The 23,004-nt window shown below is 70.7% G+C and carries 15 protein-coding genes; 7 read left to right on the top strand and 8 right to left on the bottom strand.

Annotated features, from left to right (window positions below; genetic code table 11):
• Positions 1-2: 2 nt before the first annotated feature.
• Positions 3-434, bottom strand: a complete 432-nt coding sequence (locus tag ACFQ6S_RS09550; protein WP_383405508.1) for a peptidoglycan-binding protein — start codon at positions 432-434, stop codon at positions 3-5.
• Between the two features lie 243 nt (positions 435-677).
• Here ACFQ6S_RS09550 and ACFQ6S_RS09545 point away from each other — a divergent pair, with 243 nt between their 5' ends.
• The 3 genes from ACFQ6S_RS09545 to ACFQ6S_RS09535 all read left to right on the top strand — a co-directional run bounded on the left by ACFQ6S_RS09545 (position 678) and on the right by ACFQ6S_RS09535 (position 5,418).
• Positions 678-1,457, top strand: a complete 780-nt coding sequence (locus ACFQ6S_RS09545; RefSeq protein WP_383406524.1) for an oxygenase MpaB family protein — start codon at positions 678-680, stop codon at positions 1,455-1,457.
• 63 nt (positions 1,458-1,520) lie between these two features.
• On the top strand, positions 1,521-3,761 hold the full coding sequence (locus ACFQ6S_RS09540) for a tetratricopeptide repeat protein (protein WP_383405506.1): 2,241 nt from the start codon (positions 1,521-1,523) through the stop codon (positions 3,759-3,761).
• Between the two features lie 82 nt (positions 3,762-3,843).
• A complete protein-coding gene (locus tag ACFQ6S_RS09535; RefSeq protein WP_383405504.1) occupies positions 3,844-5,418 on the top strand; it encodes a phytoene desaturase family protein in 1,575 nt (524 codons plus the stop codon).
• Between the two features lie 45 nt (positions 5,419-5,463).
• On the opposite strand, the gene ACFQ6S_RS09530 is transcribed toward ACFQ6S_RS09535, so the two are convergent.
• Positions 5,464-6,279, bottom strand: a complete 816-nt coding sequence (locus tag ACFQ6S_RS09530) for an SDR family NAD(P)-dependent oxidoreductase (protein ID WP_383405502.1) — start codon at positions 6,277-6,279, stop codon at positions 5,464-5,466.
• Between the two features lie 54 nt (positions 6,280-6,333).
• Between ACFQ6S_RS09530 and ACFQ6S_RS09525 the strand changes: the two genes are divergently transcribed.
• Positions 6,334-7,185, top strand: a complete 852-nt coding sequence (locus ACFQ6S_RS09525) for a helix-turn-helix transcriptional regulator (RefSeq protein ID WP_383405500.1) — start codon at positions 6,334-6,336, stop codon at positions 7,183-7,185.
• A gap of 4 nt (positions 7,186-7,189) precedes the next feature.
• Here ACFQ6S_RS09525 and ACFQ6S_RS09520 read toward each other — a convergent pair whose 3' ends face one another.
• Positions 7,190-8,959, bottom strand: coding sequence for a serine hydrolase (locus tag ACFQ6S_RS09520; protein WP_383405498.1), 1,770 nt, complete (start codon positions 8,957-8,959; stop codon positions 7,190-7,192).
• Between the two features lie 169 nt (positions 8,960-9,128).
• On the opposite strand from ACFQ6S_RS09520, the gene ACFQ6S_RS09515 reads away from it, so the two are divergent.
• Positions 9,129-10,238, top strand: coding sequence for a nitronate monooxygenase (locus ACFQ6S_RS09515; protein ID WP_383405496.1), 1,110 nt, complete (start codon positions 9,129-9,131; stop codon positions 10,236-10,238).
• On the top strand, positions 10,235-11,812 hold the full coding sequence (locus tag ACFQ6S_RS09510; RefSeq protein WP_383405495.1) for an acyl-CoA synthetase: 1,578 nt from the start codon (positions 10,235-10,237) through the stop codon (positions 11,810-11,812). Before ACFQ6S_RS09515 ends, ACFQ6S_RS09510 begins: the two co-directional genes overlap by 4 nt.
• 2 nt (positions 11,813-11,814) lie before the next feature.
• Here the strand turns inward: ACFQ6S_RS09510 and ACFQ6S_RS09505 are convergent, their stop codons facing one another.
• The 4 genes from ACFQ6S_RS09505 to ACFQ6S_RS09490 all read right to left on the bottom strand — a co-directional run bounded on the left by ACFQ6S_RS09505 (position 11,815) and on the right by ACFQ6S_RS09490 (position 20,047).
• Positions 11,815-14,724, bottom strand: a complete 2,910-nt coding sequence (locus ACFQ6S_RS09505; protein ID WP_383405493.1) for an ATP-binding protein — start codon at positions 14,722-14,724, stop codon at positions 11,815-11,817.
• A 187-nt stretch (positions 14,725-14,911) separates the two neighbouring features.
• The gene (locus ACFQ6S_RS09500; protein ID WP_383405491.1) at positions 14,912-15,829 is read right to left on the bottom strand and encodes a (-)-alpha-amorphene synthase; all 918 of its coding nucleotides are present in this window, start codon (positions 15,827-15,829) and stop codon (positions 14,912-14,914) included.
• Positions 15,830-15,902: 73 nt separating this feature from the next.
• Positions 15,903-17,450: a cytochrome P450 gene (locus ACFQ6S_RS09495; RefSeq protein ID WP_383405489.1), complete on the bottom strand. Its 1,548-nt coding sequence runs from the start codon at positions 17,448-17,450 to the stop codon at positions 15,903-15,905.
• 164 nt (positions 17,451-17,614) lie between these two features.
• Entirely contained in the window at positions 17,615-20,047 is a 2,433-nt protein-coding gene (locus ACFQ6S_RS09490) for a penicillin acylase family protein (protein ID WP_383405487.1), read from the bottom strand.
• 120 nt (positions 20,048-20,167) lie between these two features.
• On the opposite strand from ACFQ6S_RS09490, the gene ACFQ6S_RS09485 reads away from it, so the two are divergent.
• A complete protein-coding gene (locus tag ACFQ6S_RS09485) occupies positions 20,168-21,667 on the top strand; it encodes an acyl-CoA synthetase (protein ID WP_383405485.1) in 1,500 nt (499 codons plus the stop codon).
• Positions 21,668-21,690: 23 nt separating this feature from the next.
• Here the strand turns inward: ACFQ6S_RS09485 and paaK are convergent, their stop codons facing one another.
• Positions 21,691-22,986 carry a phenylacetate--CoA ligase PaaK gene (paaK, locus tag ACFQ6S_RS09480; protein WP_383405483.1) on the bottom strand — a complete coding sequence of 432 codons (1,296 nt, stop codon included), beginning with the start codon at positions 22,984-22,986 and terminating at the stop codon, positions 21,691-21,693.
• Positions 22,987-23,004: the final 18 nt, after the last annotated feature.

Below are 23,004 nucleotides of genomic sequence, written 5' to 3'. Positions count from 1 at the left end.
GACTACTCCGCGCCCACGACGTGCGGCACGTGCAGCTTGTCCCAGGACTTCCTCCCGGGCAGACCGTCCGCGTCCTTGCCGGTGAAACCCAGCTTGCGCTGCCACTTGGAGTAGGACGCCCGGTCCGCGTCGCTCCACTGGAAGTCCGGCCCGCCTGGATATGACGAGCAGCCTTCCTCGATGAGGCGGTAGCCCATGGCCTCGATGATCGGGCTGGTCCTGGTCGGCTGGAAGAAGCCGGGACCAGGGAACGGCTCGAAACCGACGACCGATTCCGGGGCGGAAACGCGGATACGCTGTCCGATCTGAATCAAGTTCGGATTGGTGATCTCGGGGTTCCACTCCAGAACCTGGGCCAGTGTCAGGCCGTGCATGGCGGCAATCTTGTTGAGATTGTCACCCTTCTTCGCCACGTAGAATTTTGTCTCACCCATATGGCCTACTTTAGCCAGGAATTGGCTGACCGCAAACGCGGACTCAATTGCGGATTCAGCTGTTTACGCGTCAACTGCAGAGTCCGTGTGCTGCGGATGAACGGGGTCTTCCCAAGCCGCCCTCGATGCGTACCGTGTTCGGCGTACGTCCATACGAAGCGGAGAGGGGCGACCGTGGCCTTCCTGGGGGACGATCGGGCCGCGGTGCGGTCGGTCACCTGGCAGTTGCACGCCGACCCGATCATGTGGGTCGCCGGAGTCCGTGCGCTCTACCTCCAGGCCCTGCACCCCCGAGCCGTCCGCGGCGTCACGCAGAACTCCGACTTCCGGCGCGACGCCTGGGGACGTCTGCTGCGCACCGCGAACTTCGTCGGCACCATCACCTACGGCACCACCGAGGCCGCCGAGAAGGCCGGCGCCCGGGTGCGGAGGATCCACAGCATGCTGAGCGCCACCGACCCGGACACGGGGGAGCGGTACGGCGTCGGCGAACCCGGACTGCTGCTGTGGGTGCACTGCGCCGCGATCGACTCCTATCTGCAGGTCGCGCGCCGCTCCGGCATCCGCCTCACCGACGAGCAGGCTGACCGCTACATCGACGAACAGCGCCTCGGATCCCGTCTGGTGGGCCTCGACCCCGACGCCGTACCGGCGAACCGGGCCGAGATGGCGGCGTACTTCGAGAAGGTGCGCCCCGAGCTCGCGTGCGGACCCGAGGCACGCGAGGTGGACGACTTCCTGCTCCGCCCGCCGACGCACCCCCTTCTCGTTCCGGCGCGCGAGGTGATCTGGCGGCGCGTGGCGCACCTTGCGTACGCCGCCCTGCCGCCATACGCCCACGAGCTGTACGGCAGACCGGCCCCGAAACCCGCCACCGTCACCCGTCAGTTGCGTGTCACGGGCACCCTGCTGCGCTGTATTCCCGCACGTCTGCGCTGGCAACTCCCGCCCAAACACATCCTGCGCGCCATGGCACGACTCGGTCCCGGCTCGCGCCCGGCACCGTACAAACTCGGACGATAGCTCGCCATACTGGACGAGCCGAGGGAGGGTGGGGCGGACCACAACGGGGGGCGAGCGCGGGAGATGGGGGACAGCAGGCTGATCCAGGGCCGGTACCGGCTGCTCGATCCGATCGGGCGCGGCGGTATGGGCGAGGTGTGGCGTGCGCGCGACGAGTCGCTGGGCCGGCAGGTCGCCGTGAAGTGCCTCAAGCCGCTGGGACCCCATCACGACCACTCCTTCACCCGTGTCCTGCGTGAGCGGTTTCGCCGCGAGGCCCGGGTGGCGGCGGCCCTGCAGCACCGCGGGGTGACCGTCGTCCACGACTTCGGCGAGTCCGACGGCGTGCTGTTCCTGGTCATGGAGCTGCTGGAGGGCCGCAACCTCAGCCAGCTGCTGGAGGACAACAAGCATCATCCGCTGCCCGTCCCGGATGTCGTCGACATCGCCGACCAGGTCGCCGCCGCCCTCGCCTACACCCACCGGCAGGGCATCGTGCACCGGGATCTGAAACCGGCGAACATCATGCGGCTCGCCGACGGCACGGTGAAGATCTGCGACTTCGGCATAGCGCGTCTCGCCCACGACATCGGCTTCACCTCCCGGCTGACCGGCACCGGGATCGCGATGGGCACCCCGCACTACATGTCACCGGAGCAGATCGGCGGGGAGGAGGTGGACCAGCGCAGCGACCTGTACTCGCTGGGGTGCGTGCTGTACGAGATCGCGACCGGGGTGCCCCCGTTCGACCTGGACGACCCCTGGGCGATCCTCGTCGGGCACCGCGACACCCCGCCCCGGCCGCCGCGCAGCCACCGTGCCGAGCTGCCGGAGTACTTCGAGCAGGTCATCCTCTCCCTGTTGGCCAAGCGCCCCGAGGAACGCCCGCACGACGGAGGAGAGTTGGGCCGCCGGATCAGCGCGGGCCGTACGACCCCGGCGTACGTACCGACCGTGGTGACCCCGCAACCGGCCCTGCGGCCCCCGGAACCCGTGGCCCGCGAGACCCGCCTGCCCTCCTGGACCCGTGGCATGACCACCGGCCACAAGGCCACCGGCGCCGGACTGCGCACCACACCCCCCGACGCCGCGGCCGGCCTCACCGGCGAGTGGATCCCCCGTCCGGCCACGGGCCGGCCCGACGAGACCGCCGTACCCGATCAGCCGCCCGCCCCGTCCGCGGCGACGCTGACCGCGCTGGCCGGACGGCACAACGCCGGGCTGAGCCTCGGCCGGCTGGGCCGCTGGACCGAGGCGGGCGAGGTGCACCGGGCCGTGGCGGCCGAGCGCGAGCACCTTCTGGGCCCCGACCACCCCGACACCCTGGCCAGCCGCTACGAGGTCGCCTTCACCCTGAGCCGCACCGGCCGCGCCGCCGACGCGCTGCGCGAGTACAAGCACGTCGCCCGTGCCCGCAGCCTCGCCCTCGGTCCGGACCACCCCGACACGCTCGCCGCCAGGCAGGAAATGGCCTACGTTCTCGGCCAGTTGGGCCGCCACTTCGACGCCCACCAGGTCTACACATCGGTGCTCATCGCCCGCGAGCGCGCCATGGGCCCCGACCATCCCGACACCCTGCGCTGCCGTCACAACCTCGCCTTCAACCTCAGTCGGCTCGGCCGGCTGGAGGACTCGTACCGCATGGCCGACGAGGTCGCCGCCGCCCGCGCCCGCATCCTCGGCCCGCACCACCCCGACACCCTGGTCACCCGCTACGAAGTCGCGTACGCACTGGGCCAGTTGGGCCGCTGGGCGGAGGCCCTGCAGACCTACGGCGAGGTCGCCGAGGCCCGAGCCCAGGCCCTCGGCCCCGATCATCCCGACACCCTCGCCGCCCGCTACGAGGTCGGTATCAGCCTCGGCCGTCTCGGGCGCAGCGCTGAGGCGCTCAGGCTCTACCGCGACCTGATCGACGATCGCACCCGCGTCCACGGCCCCGCCCACCCCGAGACCCTGCGCGCCCGTCACGGCCTCGGGGTCAACCTCGGCCGCCTCGGCCGCTGGGAGGAGGCGCTCGCCGAGTCCCGTGACGTGTGCGCGATCCGGGAGCGCGTGCTGAGCCACGACCACCCCGACACCCTGGTCAGCCGGCGCGAGGTCGCGGTGAGCCTCGGCTGGCTGGGCCGCTGGCCGGACGCGCTCACCGAGTACCGCAGAGTGGCCGACGCCCGCGAACGCGTCCTCGGCGCCGACCACCCCGACACCCTCGCCAGCCGCAACGACGAGGCCCACTGCCTGCAACAGCTCGGGCGGGCAGCGGAGGCGGTCGAGCTGTACCGGAGGGTGGCGCTGCTGCGGCAACAGCGGGTGCCGGGCGGGCAGTGATCCCGCCGGACTCAGGGGTACGGCTCCCACTGTCGCGATCTGCCCTCTGGCCGACCTAGATCATCACGTGTTACGAAGAACCATGCCTGCACACGAGGGAAACCCGGGACACCGTACGTACGACGCCGTGATCGTCGGCGGAGGCCACAACGGGCTGGTCGCCGCCGCCTACCTGGCGCGGGCCGGGCGGTCCGTGCTGGTGCTGGAGAGGCTGGACCACACCGGGGGCGCCGCCGTGTCCACGCGGCCGTTCGCCGGGGTCGACGCACGGCTCTCCCGCTACTCGTACCTGGTCAGCCTGCTGCCCTCGAAGATCGTGCAGGACCTCGGCCTGTCCTTCCGCATCCGCACTCGCGACGTCTCCTCGTACACGCCCGTCGAGCGGGGCGGACGGCCGACCGGGCTGCTCGTGGGCGGCGGCGAGGGACGCACCCGGGAGGCGTTCGCCCGGCTGACGGGCGGGGAGCGCGAGTACGAGGCCTGGCAGCGCTTCTACGGCATGACCGGCGAGGTCGCCCAGCGGGTGTTCCCGACCCTCACCGAACCGCTGCCGAGTCGTGCGGAGCTGCGCCGCCGGGTGGACGACGAGGAGGCCTGGCGGACCCTCTTCGAGGAGCCGATCGGTGTCGCGATCGAGGAGCGTTTCACCGACGACCTGGTGCGTGGTGTGGTCCTGACGGACGCCCTCATCGGCACGTTCGCCGACGCCCATGACGCGTCGCTGAGTCAGAACCGGTGCTTCCTCTACCACGTGATCGGTGGCGGCACCGGCGACTGGGACGTCCCCGTCGGCGGCATGGGCGCCCTCACCGACGCGCTGGCCACGGCTGCGCGCGAGGCGGGCGCGGTCATCGTCACCGGGCACGAGGCGGTACGGATCGACACGGACGGTCGTACGGCGGAGGTCAGCTATCGGACGGCGGACGGCGAGGGAGTCGCCGCCGCCCGGCACGTCCTGGTGAACGCCTCCCCGCAAGCGTTGGCCGCCCTCACCGGCGACACGCCCCCGGCCCCCGCCGAGGGCGCCCAGCTCAAGGTGAACATGCTGCTCAAGCGTCTGCCCCGGCTGCGCGACAGCTCCGTCGACCCGCGTGAGGCATTCGCCGGCACCTTCCACATCGCCGAGGGCTACGAGCAGCTGGCCGCCGCTCACGAGCAGGCGGCCGCCGGGGAGCTCCCCGTCGCACCGCCCTCCGAGATCTACTGCCACTCGCTCACGGACCCGACGATCCTCGGCCCGGACCTCGTCGAGCGGGGCTACCAGACCCTCACCCTCTTCGGCCTGCACACCCCGGCCCGGCTCTTCGAACGCGACAACGACGCCGTACGCGACGAACTGCTGAAGTCGACGCTCGCCCAGCTCGACGCCCACCTCGCCGAGCCGATCGTCGACTGCCTCGCGACGGACGCGGACGGGCGCCCGTGCATCGAGGCGAAGACGCCGCTGGACCTGGAGCGCGACCTGCGACTGCCCGGCGGGAACATCTTCCACCGGGAGCTCTCCTGGCCGTACGCCCAGGAGGGCACCGGCCGCTGGGGCGTGGAGACCCGCCACGCGAACGTGCTGCTGTGCGGGGCGGGCGCGGTACGCGGGGGAGGGGTGAGCGGGGTGCCGGGGCACAACGCGGCGATGGCGGTGCTGGAGGCGGCCGACTAGGTGCCGCGGTCCCTCTGCCGGGCCCCTGCGGTCGCCCGGTGTCGCTCAGGCCCGCGCGCCGCCGTCCACCTGGAGGATCACGCCGGTGACATAGGAGGCGCGGTCGCTCAGCAGCCAGGCCGCGGCCTCGGCGATCTCCTCCGGGCCGGCGGCCCGGCCCAGCGGGTTCTGTGCGGTGAGCCGGTCGATGATGCCGGGGGAGTCGCGCTCCCACTCGTCGACCATCTCGGTGAGGGTGAGCCCGGGGGCGATGGCGTTGACGCGGATGCCCTCGCGGCCGTACGTGACGGCGGCCGATCCGGTCAGGCTGTTGACCGCCCGCTTCAACGCCCCGTACACGGGCAGCTCGGGATTGGCCGCGAGGCTGCCGACGCTCGAGTTGTTGACGATCGCGCCGCGCCCGGCCGTGGCGCGGATGGCGGCGACCTCGGCCTTCATGGCCAGCCACGGCCCCCTGAGGTTGACGGCGCTGATCCGGTCGAACTCCGCCTCCGGCAGCTGGTCCATCGGACCGGGCGGCTGGATCGTCGCGCCGTTGTTGAAGGCGACGTCCAGCCGGCCGTACAGCTCCACCGCCCGGTCGACGGCGGCCCGGACGCTGTCCGCGTCGGCCAGGTCGCACGGCACATGGTCCGCGGTGCCGCCCGCCGCCCGGATCTCCTCCGTGACCGTCTTGAGCTGGGCCTGCGTGCGGGCCGCCAGGACCACTCGGGCGCCCTCACGGGCGAACAGCCGAGCGGCGGCGGCGCCGATGCCACGGCCAACGCCGGTGACGAACGCGACCTTGTCGTCGAGCAGGCCGGTCGCGGTGACAGATGTGTTGTTCATGCCGTCGAGCCTGCGCCCGGTCGCGCGGCTCATCCAGGCACCGGCGGTACCTGGCTGAGCACCCGGACACACGCGCACACTGGAGACGTGGACCGACGACAACTGGCTGACTTCCTGCGCAGCCGGCGCGAGCGCATCGCCCCCGCCGAGGTGGGGCTGCCGACCGGACCGCGGCGCCGAACGCCGGGGCTGCGCCGCGAGGAGGTGGCGCAGCTGGCGTTCATCTCGACCGAGTACTACACCCGGCTGGAGCAGGCCCGCGCCCCGCACCCCTCGCGCGAGGTACTGGCGCAGCTCGCCCGCGCCCTGCGCCTGTCGGACGCGGAGGGTGCCCACCTGCACCACCTCGCCGGTGCCCCGCCCGGCCCGTCTCCGGGACCCTCGCGCGAGGTCCGCCAGAGCATCGTCGACCTGCTGCACCGGCTGCCGCACGCCGCGGCGATCGTGGTCTCGGCCGGATTCGAGATCATCGCCTGGAACGACCTCGCGGCCGCCCTGATGGAGGACTTCTCCGCCCTGCCCCGCCGCGACCGCAACCTCGTCCGGCGCGCCTTTCTCGGACCGCACCCCGAGGGCCGGCGGCTCTACGGGGTATCGGATGTGGCGGAGTTCGCCCGGAACTCGACACAGGAACTGCGCGCCGCCGCGGCCCGCTACCCGGACGACCCGGAGCTGACCGCACTGGTCCGTGAACTCCTGCACGGCAGCGAGGAGTTCGCCCGGCTGTGGGCCGCACACGACGTCACCGCCGCACCCACGCTGCGCAAGACCTTCGCCCACCCCGTCGTCGGCCCCGTCACGGTCAACTGCGACGTCCTGGACATCGCCGACCGTGACCAGCGGGTCGTCATCTACACCGCCACCCCCGGATCGCCGTCCGAGGAGGCACTACGGCTCCTGTCCGTCCTCGGTACCGAGCGTCTGAACGTGCCCGGCTGATCCGTCAGTCCGCGGCGGCGGTCCAGCCGTTCGCCGTGACCCGTGCCGCGTCCGCGGGCCGGGCCTCGTCGAACAGGACGGTGCGCGCCGCGTCGACGCGCAGGCCGTCGACGTAGGCCCCACGCCCCACATACAGCCGGTCGGTGGCGTACCGCCAGCGGATCGCCAGCTGCCGGTGTGCCGGGAGCCGGGCCGTGAGGCGGTGCCAGACGCGGCCGGACCAGCCGGTGGCCGAACCGGTCGCGTGCTCTTGAGGCTCCTCGCCGTGTCGGGTCGTCGTGAAGGGGAGCGCCTGCCAGGTGGTGCCCCCGTCGGTCGTCGCCTCCAGGGTGAGCACGTCGGCCTGGGGCTCGGTGTCCCACCACAGGGCGCAGCACAGCCGCGCGTCGCCGGAGGACGTGTCGAGCGCGGGGAGCGCGAGGGTCGCGGTCGCGGCGGTCGCCATTCCCGAGAACCATGCGGTACGGCCGTGCCGTGGGCGGACCGGTACGGCGCGGGCCATGTTGTTCGCGGCGGCGACCCGGGGCGCGGAACCGGAGCGCCAACCGCGCACCGGGTGGACCGAGTTGCCGAGGACGACGAGGAAGGAGTCGGTCGTCGGGTCGAGGACCAGCGAGGTGCCGGTGAAGCCGGTGTGCCCCGCGGTGCGCGGAGTGGCCATCGCGCCCATGTACCAGTGCTGGTAGAGCTCGAAACCGAGGCCGTGCTCATCGCCGGGGAAGGCGGTGTTGAAGTCGGTGAACATCAGCTCCACCGACTCCGGCGCCAGGATGCGCGACCGGCCGTAGGCGCCGCCGTTGAGCAGTGTCCGGCCGAGGACCGCGAGGTCCCACGCGTTCGAGAACACGCCCGCGTGGCCCGCGATCCCGCCCAGGCTGAAGGCGTTCTCGTCGTGCACCTCGCCCCACACCAGGCCACGGTCCAGACCGGACCAGGGCTTGCGGGCGTCCTCGGTGGCCGCGATCCGCGGTTTCCAGGCGGCGGGCGGGTTGTAACGGGTGCGGTGCATGCCGAGGGGGCCGGTGATCTCGTCGTGGAGGAGCGTGTCGAGTGTGCGGCCGGTGATCTTCTCCAGGACCAGCTGGAGGGAGATCAGGTTCAGGTCCGAGTAGAGGTACGTGGTGCCCGGCGGGTTCAACGGCGCCTCGTTCCAGATGAGCTGGAGCTTCTCCTCGTACGTCGGCGCTGCGTAGAGCGGGATCCAGGCGCGGAACCCCGAGGTGTGGGTGAGGAGCTGACGGATCGTGATGTCCTGCTTGCCCGCGCCGCCGAAGTCCGGGAGGTAGGAGGCGACCGTGGCCTCAAGCTCCAGAGCGCCCCGCGCGATCTGCTGCACGGCGAGGATCGAGGTGAACAGCTTGGAGACCGAGGCCAGATCGAAGACGGTGTCGTCGGCCATGGGGAGCTGCTGGTCGACCGGGAACTCGATGCCGGTGTCGGTCTTCTCGTCGTACGCCTGATAGCGCACTGCCATCCCGATCGGCTCGTGCAGGGCAACGGTTCCGCCCCGCCCGGCGAGCAGGACCGCGCCCGCGTACCAGGGGTGCTTGGGGGAGAGGCCCAGGAACGCCTCGGCGTCGGTGACCAGTTGACGGAGGTGGGCGGGGAGCAGGCCGGCACGCTCGGGGGAGCCGTGGCGCAAGGTGGTGGCGCGGCGGCCGGAGGTGGCGGCCGCCGGTCCGGCGGGGAAGGGGGCGATGACCAGGGCGCCGCCCAGGGCCAGGGCCCCTCTGCCCAGTTGACGCCGAGTCAGTCTGACGCTGTCGTCCGTCATCGAGGGTCCTCCCGCCGCTACGGCTGAAAGTATCTTTCCGGGATCACCTTGCGTGGTGAAACTTTCGTGTCAGGAGTGGGCCGTGTCAACGGGGCAGTCGCCGCAAGAGATCTGACGGTGTATCAGAAAAGGCCTTCCGTCGTCCGGGGGTCTGCGGCATCCTGCGCCCATGCAGACGGAGCTGAGCAAGAAACTGGGAGTCGAGCACGCCATTTTCGGCTTCACGCCGTTCCCCGCCGTCGCCGCGGCCATCAGCCGGGCCGGCGGTTTCGGAGTGCTCGGCGCGGTCCGCTACACGGCCCCCGACGACCTCAAACGCGACCTGGACTGGGTCGAGGCCCACGTCGAGGGCCGGCCATACGGCCTGGACGTCGTCATGCCGGCGAAGAAGGTCGAAGGCGTCACCGAGGCCGACGTCGAGGCGATGATCCCCCAGGGGCACCGGGAGTTCGTCAAGGACACCCTCGCCAAGTACGGCGTGCCCGAACTCGCCGAGGGGGAGGCCTCCGGCTGGCGTATCACCGGATGGATGGAGCAGGTCGCCCGCACCCAGCTCGACGTGGCCCTCGACTACCCGATCAAGCTGCTCGCCAACGCCCTGGGCTCACCGCCCGTGGACATCGTCGAGCGGGCCCACGACCGGGGCGTGCTCGTCGCCGCGCTCGCGGGCAGCGCCCGGCACGCCCGCAAACACAAAGACGCGGGCATCGACATCGTCGTCGCCCAGGGCTACGAGGCGGGCGGCCACACAGGTGACATCGCCTCCATGGTTCTCACCCCCGAGGTGGTCGAGGCGGTAGACCCCCTGCCCGTGCTCGCTGCCGGGGGCATCGGAAGCGGCCAACAGGTGGCCGCCGCACTGAGCCTCGGCGCTCAGGGTGTGTGGTTGGGCTCCATATGGCTGACCACCACAGAAGCCGATCTGCACTCGTCCGCCCTGACCGCCAAACTGCTGGCGGCCGGCTCCGCCGACACGGTCCGCTCGCGCGCCCTGACCGGAAAGCCCGCACGGCAGCTGCGCACCGAGTGGACCGACGCCTGGGACGACCCGAACGGGCCCGGCACCCTTCCCATGCCCCTGCAGGGACTGCTCGTGGCCGAGGCCGTCTCCCGGATCCAGAAGTACGAGATCGCACCGCTGCTCGGCACGCCCGTCGGCCAGATCGTGGGCCGGATGAACACCGAACGAACTGTCCAAGCCGTCTTCGACGACCTCACCCGCGGCTTCGAACGAGCCGTCGACCGCATCAACCGCATCGCCGGAAGGAGCGGCCAGTGACCAGCACATCCGCGGCACCCGCCGTCAGCACCCCGCCCGTCGGCTTCTGGGCCCAGGCCACCGCCGACCCCGAACGCACGGTCCTCGTCGCCCCCGACGGCGAGCGATGGACGGCCGGCCGGCTGCACGCCGCCACCAACCGTCTGGTGCACGGCCTGCGCGCGGCCGGACTCCGGCGGGGGGACGCCTTCGCGGTCGTCCTCCCCAACGGCGTCGAGTTCTTCACGGCGTACCTGGCCGCCTCCCAGGCCGGGTTCTATCTGGTCCCCGTCAACCATCACTTCGTCGGCCCCGAGATCGCCTGGATCGTCGCCGACTCCGGCGCCAAGGTGCTCATCTCCCACGAGCGGTTCGCCGGCCCCGCCCGCCAGGCCGCCGACGAGGCCGGTCTCCCGGCGACCCACCGGTACGCCGTCGGCGAGGTCGACGGCTTCCGGCCGTACGCCGAACTCCTCGACGGGCAGCCGGAGTCCGCGCCCGCCGACCGCACGCTCGGCTGGGTCATGAACTACACCTCGGGCACCACCGGCCGCCCCCGCGGCATCCGCCGCCCCCTGCCCGGCAAGCCCCCCGAGGAGGCGTACCTGGGCGGCTTCCTCGGCATCTTCGGCATCAAGCCGTTCGACGACAACGTGCACCTCGTCTGTTCGCCGCTGTACCACACGGCCGTGCTCCAGTTCGCGGGCGCGTCCCTGCACATAGGGCACGGGCTGGTGCTGATGGACAAGTGGACACCCGAACAGATGCTCCGCGTCATCGACACCCACAAGTGCACGCACACTCATATGGTCCCGACACAGTTCCACCGTCTGCTGGCGCTCCCGGAAGAGACACGTTCCCGCTACGACGTCACGTCCATGCGGCACGCCATCCACGGGGCCGCCCCCTGCCCCGACCATGTGAAGCGGGCGATGCTGGACTGGTGGGGCCCCTGTGTGGAGGAGTACTACGCCGCCAGTGAGGGCGGTGGCGCGTTCGCGACGGCCGAGGACTGGCTGAAGAAGCCCGGCACGGTCGGCAAGGCCTGGCCGATCAGCGAACTCGCCGTCTTCGACGACGACGGCAAGCGGCTGCCGCCCGGCGAACTCGGCACCGTCTACCTGAAGATGAACACGGGAGGTTTCGCCTACCACAAGGACGAGGCCAAGACGAAGAAGAACCGCATCGGCGACTTCTTCACCGTCGGTGACCTCGGCTATCTCGACGAGGACGGCTATCTCTTCCTCCGTGACCGCAAGATCGACATGATCATCTCCGGCGGGGTCAACATCTACCCGGCCGAGATCGAGTCCGTCCTGCTGGCCCACCCGGCCGTCGCCGACGCCGCCGCCTTCGGTATTCCCCACGACGAATGGGGCGAGGAGGTCAAGGCCGTCGTCGAACCGGCCCCCGGCCACGAGCCCGGCCCCGCCCTCGCCGCCGCGCTCCTGGACCACTGCGCCGGGCAACTCGCCGGCTACAAACGGCCCAAGAGCGTCGACTTCATCGCCGAGATGCCGCGCGATCCCAACGGGAAGCTGTACAAGCGACGGTTGCGGGATCCGTACTGGGAGGGACGCACGCGCCCCGTGTGACGTCAGGGACGCAAACGAGGAGGGGCCTCCAGGGCCCTGGCGAGGCCGGCCGCGTCGGTGCCGATCTTGCGGTAGACGCTGGACAGCAACTGCCGCACGCCTTGCTCGGTCAGGTTCAGCTCCTTGGCGATCACCGCCACAGGGCGTCCCTCGACGGTCAGTTCGGCCGTACGGCGTTCCCGCACGCTCAGGGTGTCCGCCTGCACATAGCGCAGGGGCAGCGGGCGCAGACCGGCACCCGAGAGTTCCTCCCGGGCGCGGGCGGCCAGTGCCTCGGCCCCGCAGTGGACGGCGCCTTCCAGCCCTTGGTAGAGCCGGTCGGCGGCCTCCTGGAGCCGTCCGTTGCGGGACAGCGCGGCGCCGTGGCCGACCTGGGCGCGAGCGAGTTCGTAGGAGGCGGGGGACCGCTCCAGGTGGTCCACCGCCTCCGCGTACAGATCGAGTGCCGCCGGCCCGCCGGTCACCTCGGCGAGGGTGTGCAGGGCCTGACCGAGGGTGGAGGCGGCGCCGAAGTCGCGGGCGCGGCGGACGGCGTCCTGGGCGTGGGCGATCGCCTCGTCCGGGGCGGTGGGCGCGAGCGCGGTGGCGAGCCGCAGCTGCCACGGGCACCAGGCGGGGTTGCGCCAGGCCCGGCCGTCCAGCCATTCCCCTACCGCGGACAGCAGCGTCGCTGCCTCCGAGTGCCGTCCCTCCGCCAGGAGCAGTTCCGCGTACACGGTGCGCGGGTCGGGATAGATGATGGCGTTCGGAGCCATCTCACCGAAGTGGTGGTCGTCGGCGAGTGCGCGAGCCTCGGTGATGCGCCCACGGGCCAGCAACGTCTGGATCAGGACGCTGACGCCGTACCACTGGGCGGCCACGACGCCTTCCACCTTGTCGGCGATGCGCAGGCCTTCCCGGACCAGGTCCTCGGCTTCGGCCAGACAACCGCGGTGGTAGCGGACATAGCCGGCGATGGTCTGGCCGAAGGCCAGGTGGGAGCCGTGCCAGCCCTTGCCCACGCACTCGGCGATGCCCTTCTCGAACAACTCCTCGGCCCGTCGAGGCTGGTCGCCGTACATGAACACCAGGGCGACCGAAAGGGGTACCTCGAAGCCCCGGCTCTCGTCGGTCCAGCTCATGCCGCCGCGCAGGGACTTCTCCGCGTACGTGAGGGCGGTCTGCCGCGGTTCGCCGCGCAGGACGGCATCCCAGGCCCGCAGTCCCAGGATGTAGCGCTCCTCCAGGCTGCGGCCGGGTAGCTGCTCGGCGAGCCGCGCCAGTGTCCGGGAACGGGCGGGTGAGTCGGGATCGTCGGCGCGCATCGTGCTCCAGACGAACTGATCCGCCTGCATACGCAGCTTGACGCGCGGATTCGTGGCCTGCCGGGCCTCCTCGGCGGCCACGGTCGCGGCCTCGGCCATCCGATCGGTATGGGCGAGCGCTGTCGTCAGCCGATAGACGATGGAGGCGCGCAGGTCGGGGTCGACGTCGGGCTCCGCCAGCGCCTGGCGGAGGTGCCGCACCGTGGCCGTGGGCTCGATCAGGAACGTGGCGCACGCGAGTTCGTGCAGGACCGCGGCACGGTCCTCGGGGAGGGGCGGCTCCTGCAGCGCGCGGGTCAGCAGGCGCCGGGCGGCCTCGGTCGCCCCGGCGCGAAGGTACTCACGAGCGGCCTCGCGCAGACATTCGACCGTCTCGGGGCTGCCCTCGCAGGGCACCTCCAGCAGATGCCGGGCGGCGACGGTGGGGCCGTATCCCGCGTTCAGGACGGCGTCCGCGGCCGCGTTGTGCAGACCGGCCCGGAAGCCCGAGCGGATGGAACGGTAGATGGTCGTGGCGATCAGCGGGTGCACGAACTCGAGTTCACCCTCCGGGCCATGGCCGTCGGTGAGGACCCGGGCCGCCCGCAGTTTCTGGGCCGCCTCGGCGGCGGTCTCGTCGCCGAGCACCGCGATGGCCGCGGCGAGCTGTGGTGAGAAGGGCGAACCCAGCACGGCGGCGGAGTGCGCGAAGCGGACGGTCGCGGTGTCGAGCCCGTCCAGACGTTCGATCAGTCCCGGGCCCTTGATCGCCGCGGCGAGTTCACGCATCGCGGGCAGGTCGTCCTCGCTGCCGCTCAGGTTCCGCTCGCCGAGTCCGATGGCGAGCTCCACCGTCTCGAAGGGGCTTCCACCGGTGGCCGACCAGCATTCCTTGCAGAACACGTCCTCGGCGCTCTCGCCGACTTCGTTCCTGACGATCTGCGCCACGCCGTCGGCGGTGAGACATGCGAGGTCGTGGGGGCGGTCCCCGTGATGTCCGACGAGCGTACGGAGTTCGCCCGCTTCGGAGGGCAGTTCGTCGGGCCGGTAGGCGACCACGATCAGCAGGGGCAGGTCGTCGACCCGTGAGGCGAAGGAATCGAGCCAGCTCAAGGATTCGGCGTCCGCCCAGTGCAGGTCGTCCAGGAGCAGGACAACGGGCGCCTTCTTGATGGTGAGGCACGTCATGACCCAGTCGAGACCTTCGCGGACCCCGGTCGGGTCCGGTGCCGGGGCGGGACCCCTCGCTTCGAGACCGAGCACGGCGGCCATCACGTCGTACCAACTGCCCAGAAAGGCCCGGAGCTCCGCTCCCTCCATCCGCGCCAGCCAGGGCTGCACCAGCTGGCGCACCACGCGGAATGCCGACCCCTGCTCCTTCTCCCCGCCCCTGCCCGACAGCACGGTGAACCCCGATGCCCGGGCCCGGTGACGTGCTTCCGTCATGAGTGCCGTCTTGCCCAGTCCGGCCGGTCCGCTGAAGGCGAGCAGTCCCCTGCGCCTGGCTTGCGGCACACCGTCCGTGGTGCGTCGCAGTTCCTTGAACGCGGCGTCGAGGGCCTGAAGTTCCCGTCGGCGCTCGATCAACGTCCTTTGTTCGGTGACCGGGTGCCGAGGCTCCATCGCCATGTGCCGTACCGCCTTCTCTCGTTCGGCTCGGAGGAGCCGAGCGTACGCCTCGTGGACGTGCGGCAGGTCGGATTGGGCACCATAGGGTGAATCGTGAACGGAAGGTGGGAGAACGCCCGCCCGCTGGGTAATCGACACAGATGGACGTCTCCCGGGTGGCGCTGAAGCCGGAGCACGCCAGAAGGGGCTACGGCACGGCGGGCACCGACGTCACATCCGCGTAGCGCGGCACGGTGCGGGCCCAGTCGTAGCAGCCGCGGATCCAGCCGATCATGCCTTCCACGTAGCCGATGCCCGCCGGGCTCAACGCCGGTTTGATCCCGGCATAGAGCCTCTGGAACGTCTCGACCGTGCTGTTGATCTCCCCGATGGCCAGGAGCACGGCCGCCTGCAGAGAGCACCGTTGTTCGCGCTGGTGGGCCAGGGCGAGGTTGATCACTTCGCCCGCGCGCTGCTCCTTCACCGCGGAGAACAGGTCGGCTGTCCACACCGCCGCGTCGGCCGACAGCCGGCTCAGCCGCCGCACGACGGGATGATGTACCTCGGCGGCGGTCAGTTCACGTGCCCAGGCGCCCTCGTAGAGCGGGTAGAACGGCTCGACACCCGCGGTCAGTGACCGTATGGACGTGCAGTCGCCGGTGCGCAGGAGCAGCGGGTGGGTCTGGGCCACGGCCTCGTACAACAGGCCGTGCACGTATTCACAGCTCTGCCAGGCCCATCGCGCGGCCTGTGCGGGTGTGCAGTGTTCCCGGACCTGTCGATGGAGATCGGCCAGGGCGGCCCCGAGGGGAGTGCTGGGCGGCCGGCCCTCCCGCAGAATCGCGACACTCTCGCACAGCATGGGCAGCAGCCTGCTCGGAGAGCGTCGGCCGAGGTCTTCCGCAAGGTCGTCGAAGACGAACTGATAGGCGATCTGATGGGCCACGATCTGAAGGACCCCGGAATCCACGCTGGGGCTGGTGTAGCAGGCGAGTTCGGCGGGGCGAGTGCGGGCGATCATCGCCGCCACATCCGGTTCGTCCGTCAGCCCCCACACCCTCAGCCAGGCGTCGACGCCGATCGCGGCTTCGGATTCATGAGGGTTCCGCCGGAGCGGAAAAGGCATATGGAGGTGGGTGTCGATCAGGTCCCGGAGGTTGGAGAGGGGCATTCCGTCCGGTAGGCCGAGCGTGATTTCCTCATGCGTTGTCGACAACGTGATCACCTGCCGTTCGGGTATCCGATGTGCACGGAGCGGCTGTCGCTCGGGGCGCGCGCGAGGCGGCGGCGGGCATACGGGAACGGGGCTCGCAGGTCATGACCAGTGAACGCGGCCCCATCGTGATCCCGGGGCGCGGTTTCTGATCGGCATACCCCGGCAGATGACGCAGGCGCCGGCGCCCGGCGATGGTCGCGAGCGCCAGGGTGGCCTCCACCATCGCGAACTCGTCACCGATGCATTTGCGGTTGCCTGCGGAGAACGGCATCATCGCGCGACGCTGTTCGGCGGTGGGCTGCCCCGGCAACCAGCGGTCGGGGTCGAAACGCTCGGGCTCGGGGAACGACGAGGGATCGTGGTGCAGCAGGTGAGGGCTGTACAGGACGGCGGCTCCCTTGGGTAGACGGCATCCGGCGAGTTCCGTCTCCTTGGTGGCCACGCGGGTGAAGAGCCAGCCGGGTGACGAGTGGCGCAGTGTCTCGGAGACGACGCACCGGGTGTAGACGAGGTGCGGCAGATCGTCGGGACCGGGCCTTTGGCCTTCGGGGAGGAGCGAGTCGAGCTCGGCGTGCAGACGTCGCTCCGCCTCCGGATGGAGGGCCAGCAGGCTGAAGGCGCTGGCCAGGGTCAGTGCCTGGGTCTCGACGCCGGTCAGCAACAGCGTGATCAGGTGATCGTGGACCTCCTGGTCGGTGATGGCAGCCGGCGCGCCTTCACCGCTCGCGGCCTTCAGCAGAGTGCCCAGTACGTCGTCGCGGTCGGCGCTCTGACGCCGTTGCGCGATCGCCGTGTCGATGATCTCGTGCAGGCGCGAGAGCGCGCGCCGGTAGCGGCGGTTGGCGGGGGTGGGAAGGCGGAACAGGGTGTCGATCGGTACGACCGTGCGGACGAACAGGCCACGTACGACCGCGGCGAGACAGTCCCGCACCTCGGCGGTCGTGCGGTCGTCCAGCGAGTCGGAGAGAAGAACACGGCTGGTCACCCGTGTCGTGAGCGCCATCATCGCTTCGGTGACCGCAACGGTCTCACCTGTCGGCCACGCGCGGCACACGGCCTCGGCCTCCTCGGTGACCAGGTCCGTGTAGTCGACGACGTGAGAAGGCCGGAAAGCGGGCTGCAACAGCTTGCGTTTGTCCCGATGAGTAGGCTGGCGGCAGGTGACGAGGCCGTCGCCCATCAGCTTCCCGAGCCTGTCGTACAGCGGGCCCCCCTTGTCGAAAGTGTGCGGATCCATGAGCACCTCGTGGGTCAGCTCGGGGTGGCACACCATCCAGGCGCGCTGGGGGCCCAGTCGTATCTCGACCAGATCGCCGTACGCGGGCAAAGAATTCAGAAACTCCAGCGGTTGTCGGTAGAACGCGATACCGTGGCCGAGGAGTGGGAATATGCCTGGAGCAGTTCCTGTCCGCCAAGCTCGCTTTGGTTCAGGCACCGCATGACTCATGAAAACCTCCTGCCATACGCGACACGCGAAAGTGGTAAACGTGCCCCGGACTTGAACACTTGAGACAAGTCCTGCCCAGTCCATGTGGCTCTCGGTTTCCCGAAACCTTTCTCCAAAGGGGCGCACGGGAGCACGCGGAAGCAAAAGAAGCATTCCGTCAACCGTCGTGGACGCATGGCGCATTCACAGCGCATCCCGTGTGTCACTCATATGTGGTCCCGCCCCATGTGGAACGGGACCACACTGACTCAGCGTTCTCGTATGTGGACGGTCTTCAGTGCCGACGACGCCAGGATGTCCTTCTCGCAGAACCGCGAGGTCACCCACTTCTCACCCGAGAACAGCCGGGTCTGATCGCTGAAGTGAGGCGAGTTCGGGTTCGAGGACTGCGAGTACGTCAGCAGCGTTCGGGCCACCGGACAGCGGCTGCCGTCCCAGCCCACCGCCTGGATGTGACTGGAGCCGGTCGTCACCTCCGTGTAGCCGCCCCGCGCCTGGTCCCACACGGGCTCGATCTTGTTCCACACGCCCATCCCCTCGGTGCCGCCGTGCACGGGGATGCGCTGACCGTTCCGTATGACGAACTGGTGCTCGCCGAGGCGGGAGTCGAGCGCGATGCCCGCCGCCCGGAGCTCGGCGACCGTGTCCGCGAGGGCCGTGGCGAAGCCGGGAGCGCCGGTGTTGAGCGTGTTCGGGGTCCGGACGGGGTCCGCCGCCGAGAACGGCACCTTCCATCGCTGGGCGGCCGGTACCTTCGCCGACAGCTTCCGCCAGAACCGGTCGAAGAGCAGGGCACCCCGACTGCCAGTGTCCATGGTGCGGTCCCAGGCTGCCAGCACCGAGCATGCCTCGGACACGTCAACGGCCTTGCCGTCACTGCCTGTTGCCGTGCCGCCCGGTAGTGCGGCACATGCCTTCGCCGAGTCGGCCACCGCCAGGTCGGCCGCCGGCACCCGGTTCGCGAACTGCTGGCGCTCCAGGTCGCGGACGGTCAGACCGCCCCGCTCAGCCATCGCCGCCACGTTCCCGATCGCGCCGCGGGTGCGCAGGGAGCGCTGTGTGCCGATGTCGCCGAAGACTCGCTCATAGCCGGTGAGCGGCTGGTCCGCATGAGTGAGCCACGCGCTGTCGTTGGAGTTCTCGACGTACGCCGCGTCCCTGAGCGTCGGCATGCGGGCCGGCCCGAACGTCCCGCGCTGGACGGCGTCGGCGTCGCTGCCCAGCGCGCAGGCGCCGCGGGAGCCGTCGAGGACCGCGAGACCCGCCGCCGGATACGTGGCCCTGCCCAGATCCGTGGAACACCGCGACGCGAGGTCGTCGGTGATCCGGGGCAGAACTTGCGACTGGGTGTAGAGGGAGTGCCCCGAGGAGTCCGCGGCGATCGTGTTCACCCACGGCAGGCCCTGGTTCCGGGCGAGGGAACGCTGAACGCCGGCCGTATCGCGCGCCTTGCCGAAACCGAGCGAGGTGTCGGCGAACCGGAGGTTGTCCGCGTTGGGGTCGTTGAACGCGTACGCCGTCGTGGTGGTCCAGGTCAGCGGGAGGTCGGCGTCGGCCTCGGTGGCGGCGACGACCGGGCCGTAACGGGTCCACCACTGGGTGCGGGTCACCGGTGTGCCGTCCTTGACCGCGACGGTCACGGTCCGCTTCTTCATCCGCTCGCGTCCGCCGTCCACGAGGTAGACGGTGGGGTCGGCCGGATCCAGGGTCAGCTGGTGCAGATTGAACGGCACCCCGGTCGACACCGTGTGGCTCCACGCCACATGGGAGTTGTAACCGATGGCGATCGTCGGCGAGCCGAGCAGCGACGCGCCGGCCACATTCAGCTCGCCCGGAATGGTCTGCTGCGCCTGCCAGAAGCGGCGCCCGCCGTGCCATGGGTAGTGCGGGTTGCCCAGCAGCAGACCGCGGCCGTTCGCCGTCGTGTCGCCGTTGAAGGCGACCGCGTTCGAGCCCATGTCCGTGTCGGAGGTGCGCTCGCGCACGGCCCGGATCAGGACATCGGCGTCCGGGCTCGTCCCGAGGCCCTTGGCGCGGGCGGCGGAGGCAGCGGGCGGCCGGGCGGAGGTGATCTCGTCCACGGCGCCGCCCTGGCCGCCGAGCACCGCGATGGCGTAGGAGCGGGTCGCCACGTCCAGCGAGGTGACAGGGCGCACCCAGGCGGCGCCCTTGCACGCGGGGTCGTTGATCCGGTTCTTCTTCAGCCAGGCGTTGTACCCCGCCGCGAAGCCCCGCGTCAGATCCTCGACCTGACGGCTCGGGCCGCGCGGTGCGGGCTGGGCGAGCAGCTTCTCCACCGTGCGGGCCTGGCGTACGCCGCGGAAGTACAGGTCGCTGGAGAGGTTGCTCGTCGCCGAGGACAGTGCGGAGTCGGTCGGCGCTTTCGGTCCGAAGAAACGCGAACGCTCGCCGCGTACGGTCACGAAGCCGTCGGCGAGCGTGCACACCTGGTCGGCGGCCTGCGCCCAACCGGTGCCGAAGCCGAGGGACTTGTAGTCCTTGGCGACGATGTGCGGGATGCCGTACTCGGTGTAGCGGATCGTGGCGGACAGGCCGCCGTGGGCGGGGTGCTTCTGTGGGTCCTGCGACTCGTGCCGGTCGGCCGCGGCCGCGGGTAAGCCGGCCACGGTGGCGAACAGGGCGACGGCCGCGACGACGAGCCGTCTGGGGCGGGTGCGCATCGTGCCTCCCAACGTCGTTGAGGGAAGGAGCCGCTGAGCGTACCAACGGGTATGTTTCCCCGGTCGGGTGTCCGGCCCATGCCTTGACCCGTCTCCGCGAGGGACCGAGGATCATGTGTCATGACGCCAGGACACGGCAGTACGGTTGACGGAGTACTGCGCCGCAGCGCCCGCCGCACCCCCGCGCGCATCGCGATCGAGGACAGCGCACAGGTGTGGACGTACGAGGAACTCGACGCGGCGGTCTCCCGCGCGGCGAGCGTCCTGCTCGACCAGGGCCTCGGCCGGGGCGACCGCGTCGCCGCCTACGGGCACAACTCGGGCGCCTATCTGATCGCCTTCCTGGCCTGCGCCCGCGCGGGCCTGGTGCACGTCCCCGTCAACCAGAACCTCACCGGCGACGACCTCGCCTACATCGTCGGCCAGTCCGGCAGCACCCTGGTCCTCACCGACCCGGCCCTGGCCGACCGGCTCCCCGACGGCGTCCGTACGCTGCCGCTGCGCGACGCCGACGACTCGCTGCTGGCGCTGCAGGCCGCCGCGCCGGCCTACGACGGCCCGGAGCCGCGCAGCGAGGACCTGGTGCAACTGCTCTACACCTCCGGTACGACGGCTCTGCCGAAGGGCGCGATGATGACCCACCGCGCCCTGGTCCACGAGTACCTCAGCGCGATCACCGCCCTGGACCTGAGCCCGGGCGACCGCCCCGTCCACTCGCTGCCGCTGTACCACTCGGCGCAGATGCATGTGTTCCTCATGCCGTACCTGGCCGTCGGCGCCACCAACGTCATCCTGGAGTCGCCCGACGGCGACCGCCTCTTCGAGCTGATCGAGGCGGGCCGCGCGGACAGCCTCTTCGCCCCGCCAACGGTGTGGATCGGCCTGGCCAACCGACCCGACTTCGCCACTCGTGACCTCGGCGGACTGCGCAAGGCCTACTACGGCGCCTCGATCATGCCGGTGCCGGTCCTGGAGCGGCTGCGTGAGCGCCTGCCCGCGCTGGCCTTCTACAACTGCTTCGGCCAGAGCGAGATCGGCCCGCTCGCCACGGTGCTGGCGCCTGACGAGCACAAGGGCCGGATGGACTCCTGCGGCCGGACCGTTCTCTTCGTCGACGCCCGTGTCGTGGACGAGGACGGCGAGGACGTACCCGACGGCACCTCCGGTGAGATCGTCTACCGCTCCCCGCAGCTCTGCGAGGGCTACTGGGACAAGCCCGAGGAGACCGCCGAGGCCTTCCGCGACGGCTGGTTCCGCTCCGGCGACCTCGCGGTGCGGGACGCACACGGCTACTTCACGATCGTCGACCGGGTGAAGGACGTCATCAACTCCGGGGGCGTACTGATCGCTTCACGTGAGGTCGAGGACGCGCTGTACACGCACGAGGGCGTCGCCGAGGTCGCCGTGATCGGCCTGCCCGACGAGCGGTGGATCGAGGCCGTCACGGCGGTCGTCGTGACGCGCGGCGAGGTGGGCGAGGCCGAACTGATCGGCCACGCGCGCGAGAGGCTCGCCCACTTCAAGGCGCCGAAGCGGGTGGTGTTCGTGGACGAGCTCCCGCGCAACGCGAGCGGGAAGATCCTCAAGCGGGAGCTGCGGGACCGGTTCGCCGACGTCTAGCCGGGGCCGGTCCGCGCGGATGGTCAGCGGGGCCGCAGATCCTGGATCCGCCGGATCTTGCCGACGGAGCGCTCCAGTGACTCCGGTTCGACGATCTCCACGGCGACCGACACCCCGATGCCGTCCTTCACGGCCGCCGCGATGGCCTGCGCGGCGGCGTCCCGGGTCTCGGGGGAGGCGTCGGGGCGGGCTTCGGCCCGGACGGTGAGGGCGTCGAGCCGGCCCTCCCGGGTCAGACGCAGCTGGAAGTGGGGTGCCACACCCGGGGTGCGCAGCACGATCTCCTCGATCTGGGTGGGGAAGAGATTGACCCCGCGCAGGATGACCATGTCGTCACTGCGCCCGGTGATCTTCTCCATCCGCCGGAACACCCGGGCGGTCCCCGGCAGCAGCCGCGTCAGGTCCCGGGTGCGGTACCGGACGATCGGCATCGCCTCCTTGGTGAGCGAGGTGAAGACCAGTTCGCCCTCCTCGCCGTCGGGCAGCGCCTCGCCGGTGATCGGGTCCACGATCTCCGGGAAGAAGTGGTCCTCCCACACATGCAGCCCGTCCTTGGTCTCCACGCACTCCTGCGCGACCCCGGGCCCGATCACCTCGGACAGTCCGTATATGTCGACGGCGTCGATCGCGAACCGCTCCTCGATCTCGCGGCGCATCTGCTCGGTCCAGGGCTCGGCGCCGAAGATGCCCACCCGCAGGGATGTGCCGCGCGGATCGACGCCCTGCCGCTCGAACTCGTCGAGGAGGGTGAGCATGTACGACGGCGTCACCATGATGATGTCGGGCTTGAGGTCCTGGATCAGCTGGACCTGGCGGGCCGTCATACCGCCGGACGCGGGGATGACCGTACACCCCAGCCTTTCGGCCCCATAGTGTGCGCCGAGCCCACCGGTGAACAACCCATAGCCGTAGGCCACATGCACCTTGTCCCCGGGACGTCCGCCCGCCGCCCGGATGGAGCGGGCCACCATGTCGGACCACAGGGAGAGGTCGGCGTCGCTGTAGCCGACGACCGTGGGGCGTCCGGTGGTGCCGCTGGAGGCGTGGATACGGCGGATACGGTCCTGTGGCACGGCGAACATGCCGTACGGGTAGTTCTCGCGCAGGTCGGCCTTGACCGTGAACGGGAAGCGGGCCAGATCGGCGAGGGAACGGCAGTCGTCGGGCCGTACGCCCGCCTTGTCGAAGGACTCCCGGTAGAAGGGCACGTTGGCGTAGGCGTGCCGCAGCGAACTCCGCAACCGCTCCAGCTGCAGTGCCCGCAGCGCCTCCGGGCCGAGCCGTTCCCCCGAGTCCAGCAGTTCCGTCGTGTCCGCCATGAGGAGCTCTCCCTCGCC

It is taken from the genome of Streptomyces sp. NPDC056479 (genome assembly GCF_042795335.1).
In the GTDB taxonomy this organism is placed as follows: Bacteria; Actinomycetota; Actinomycetes; order Streptomycetales; family Streptomycetaceae; genus Streptomyces.
The sequence above is the reverse complement of the archived record's forward strand: the minus strand, read 5'-3'. Positions and strand labels throughout refer to the sequence as shown.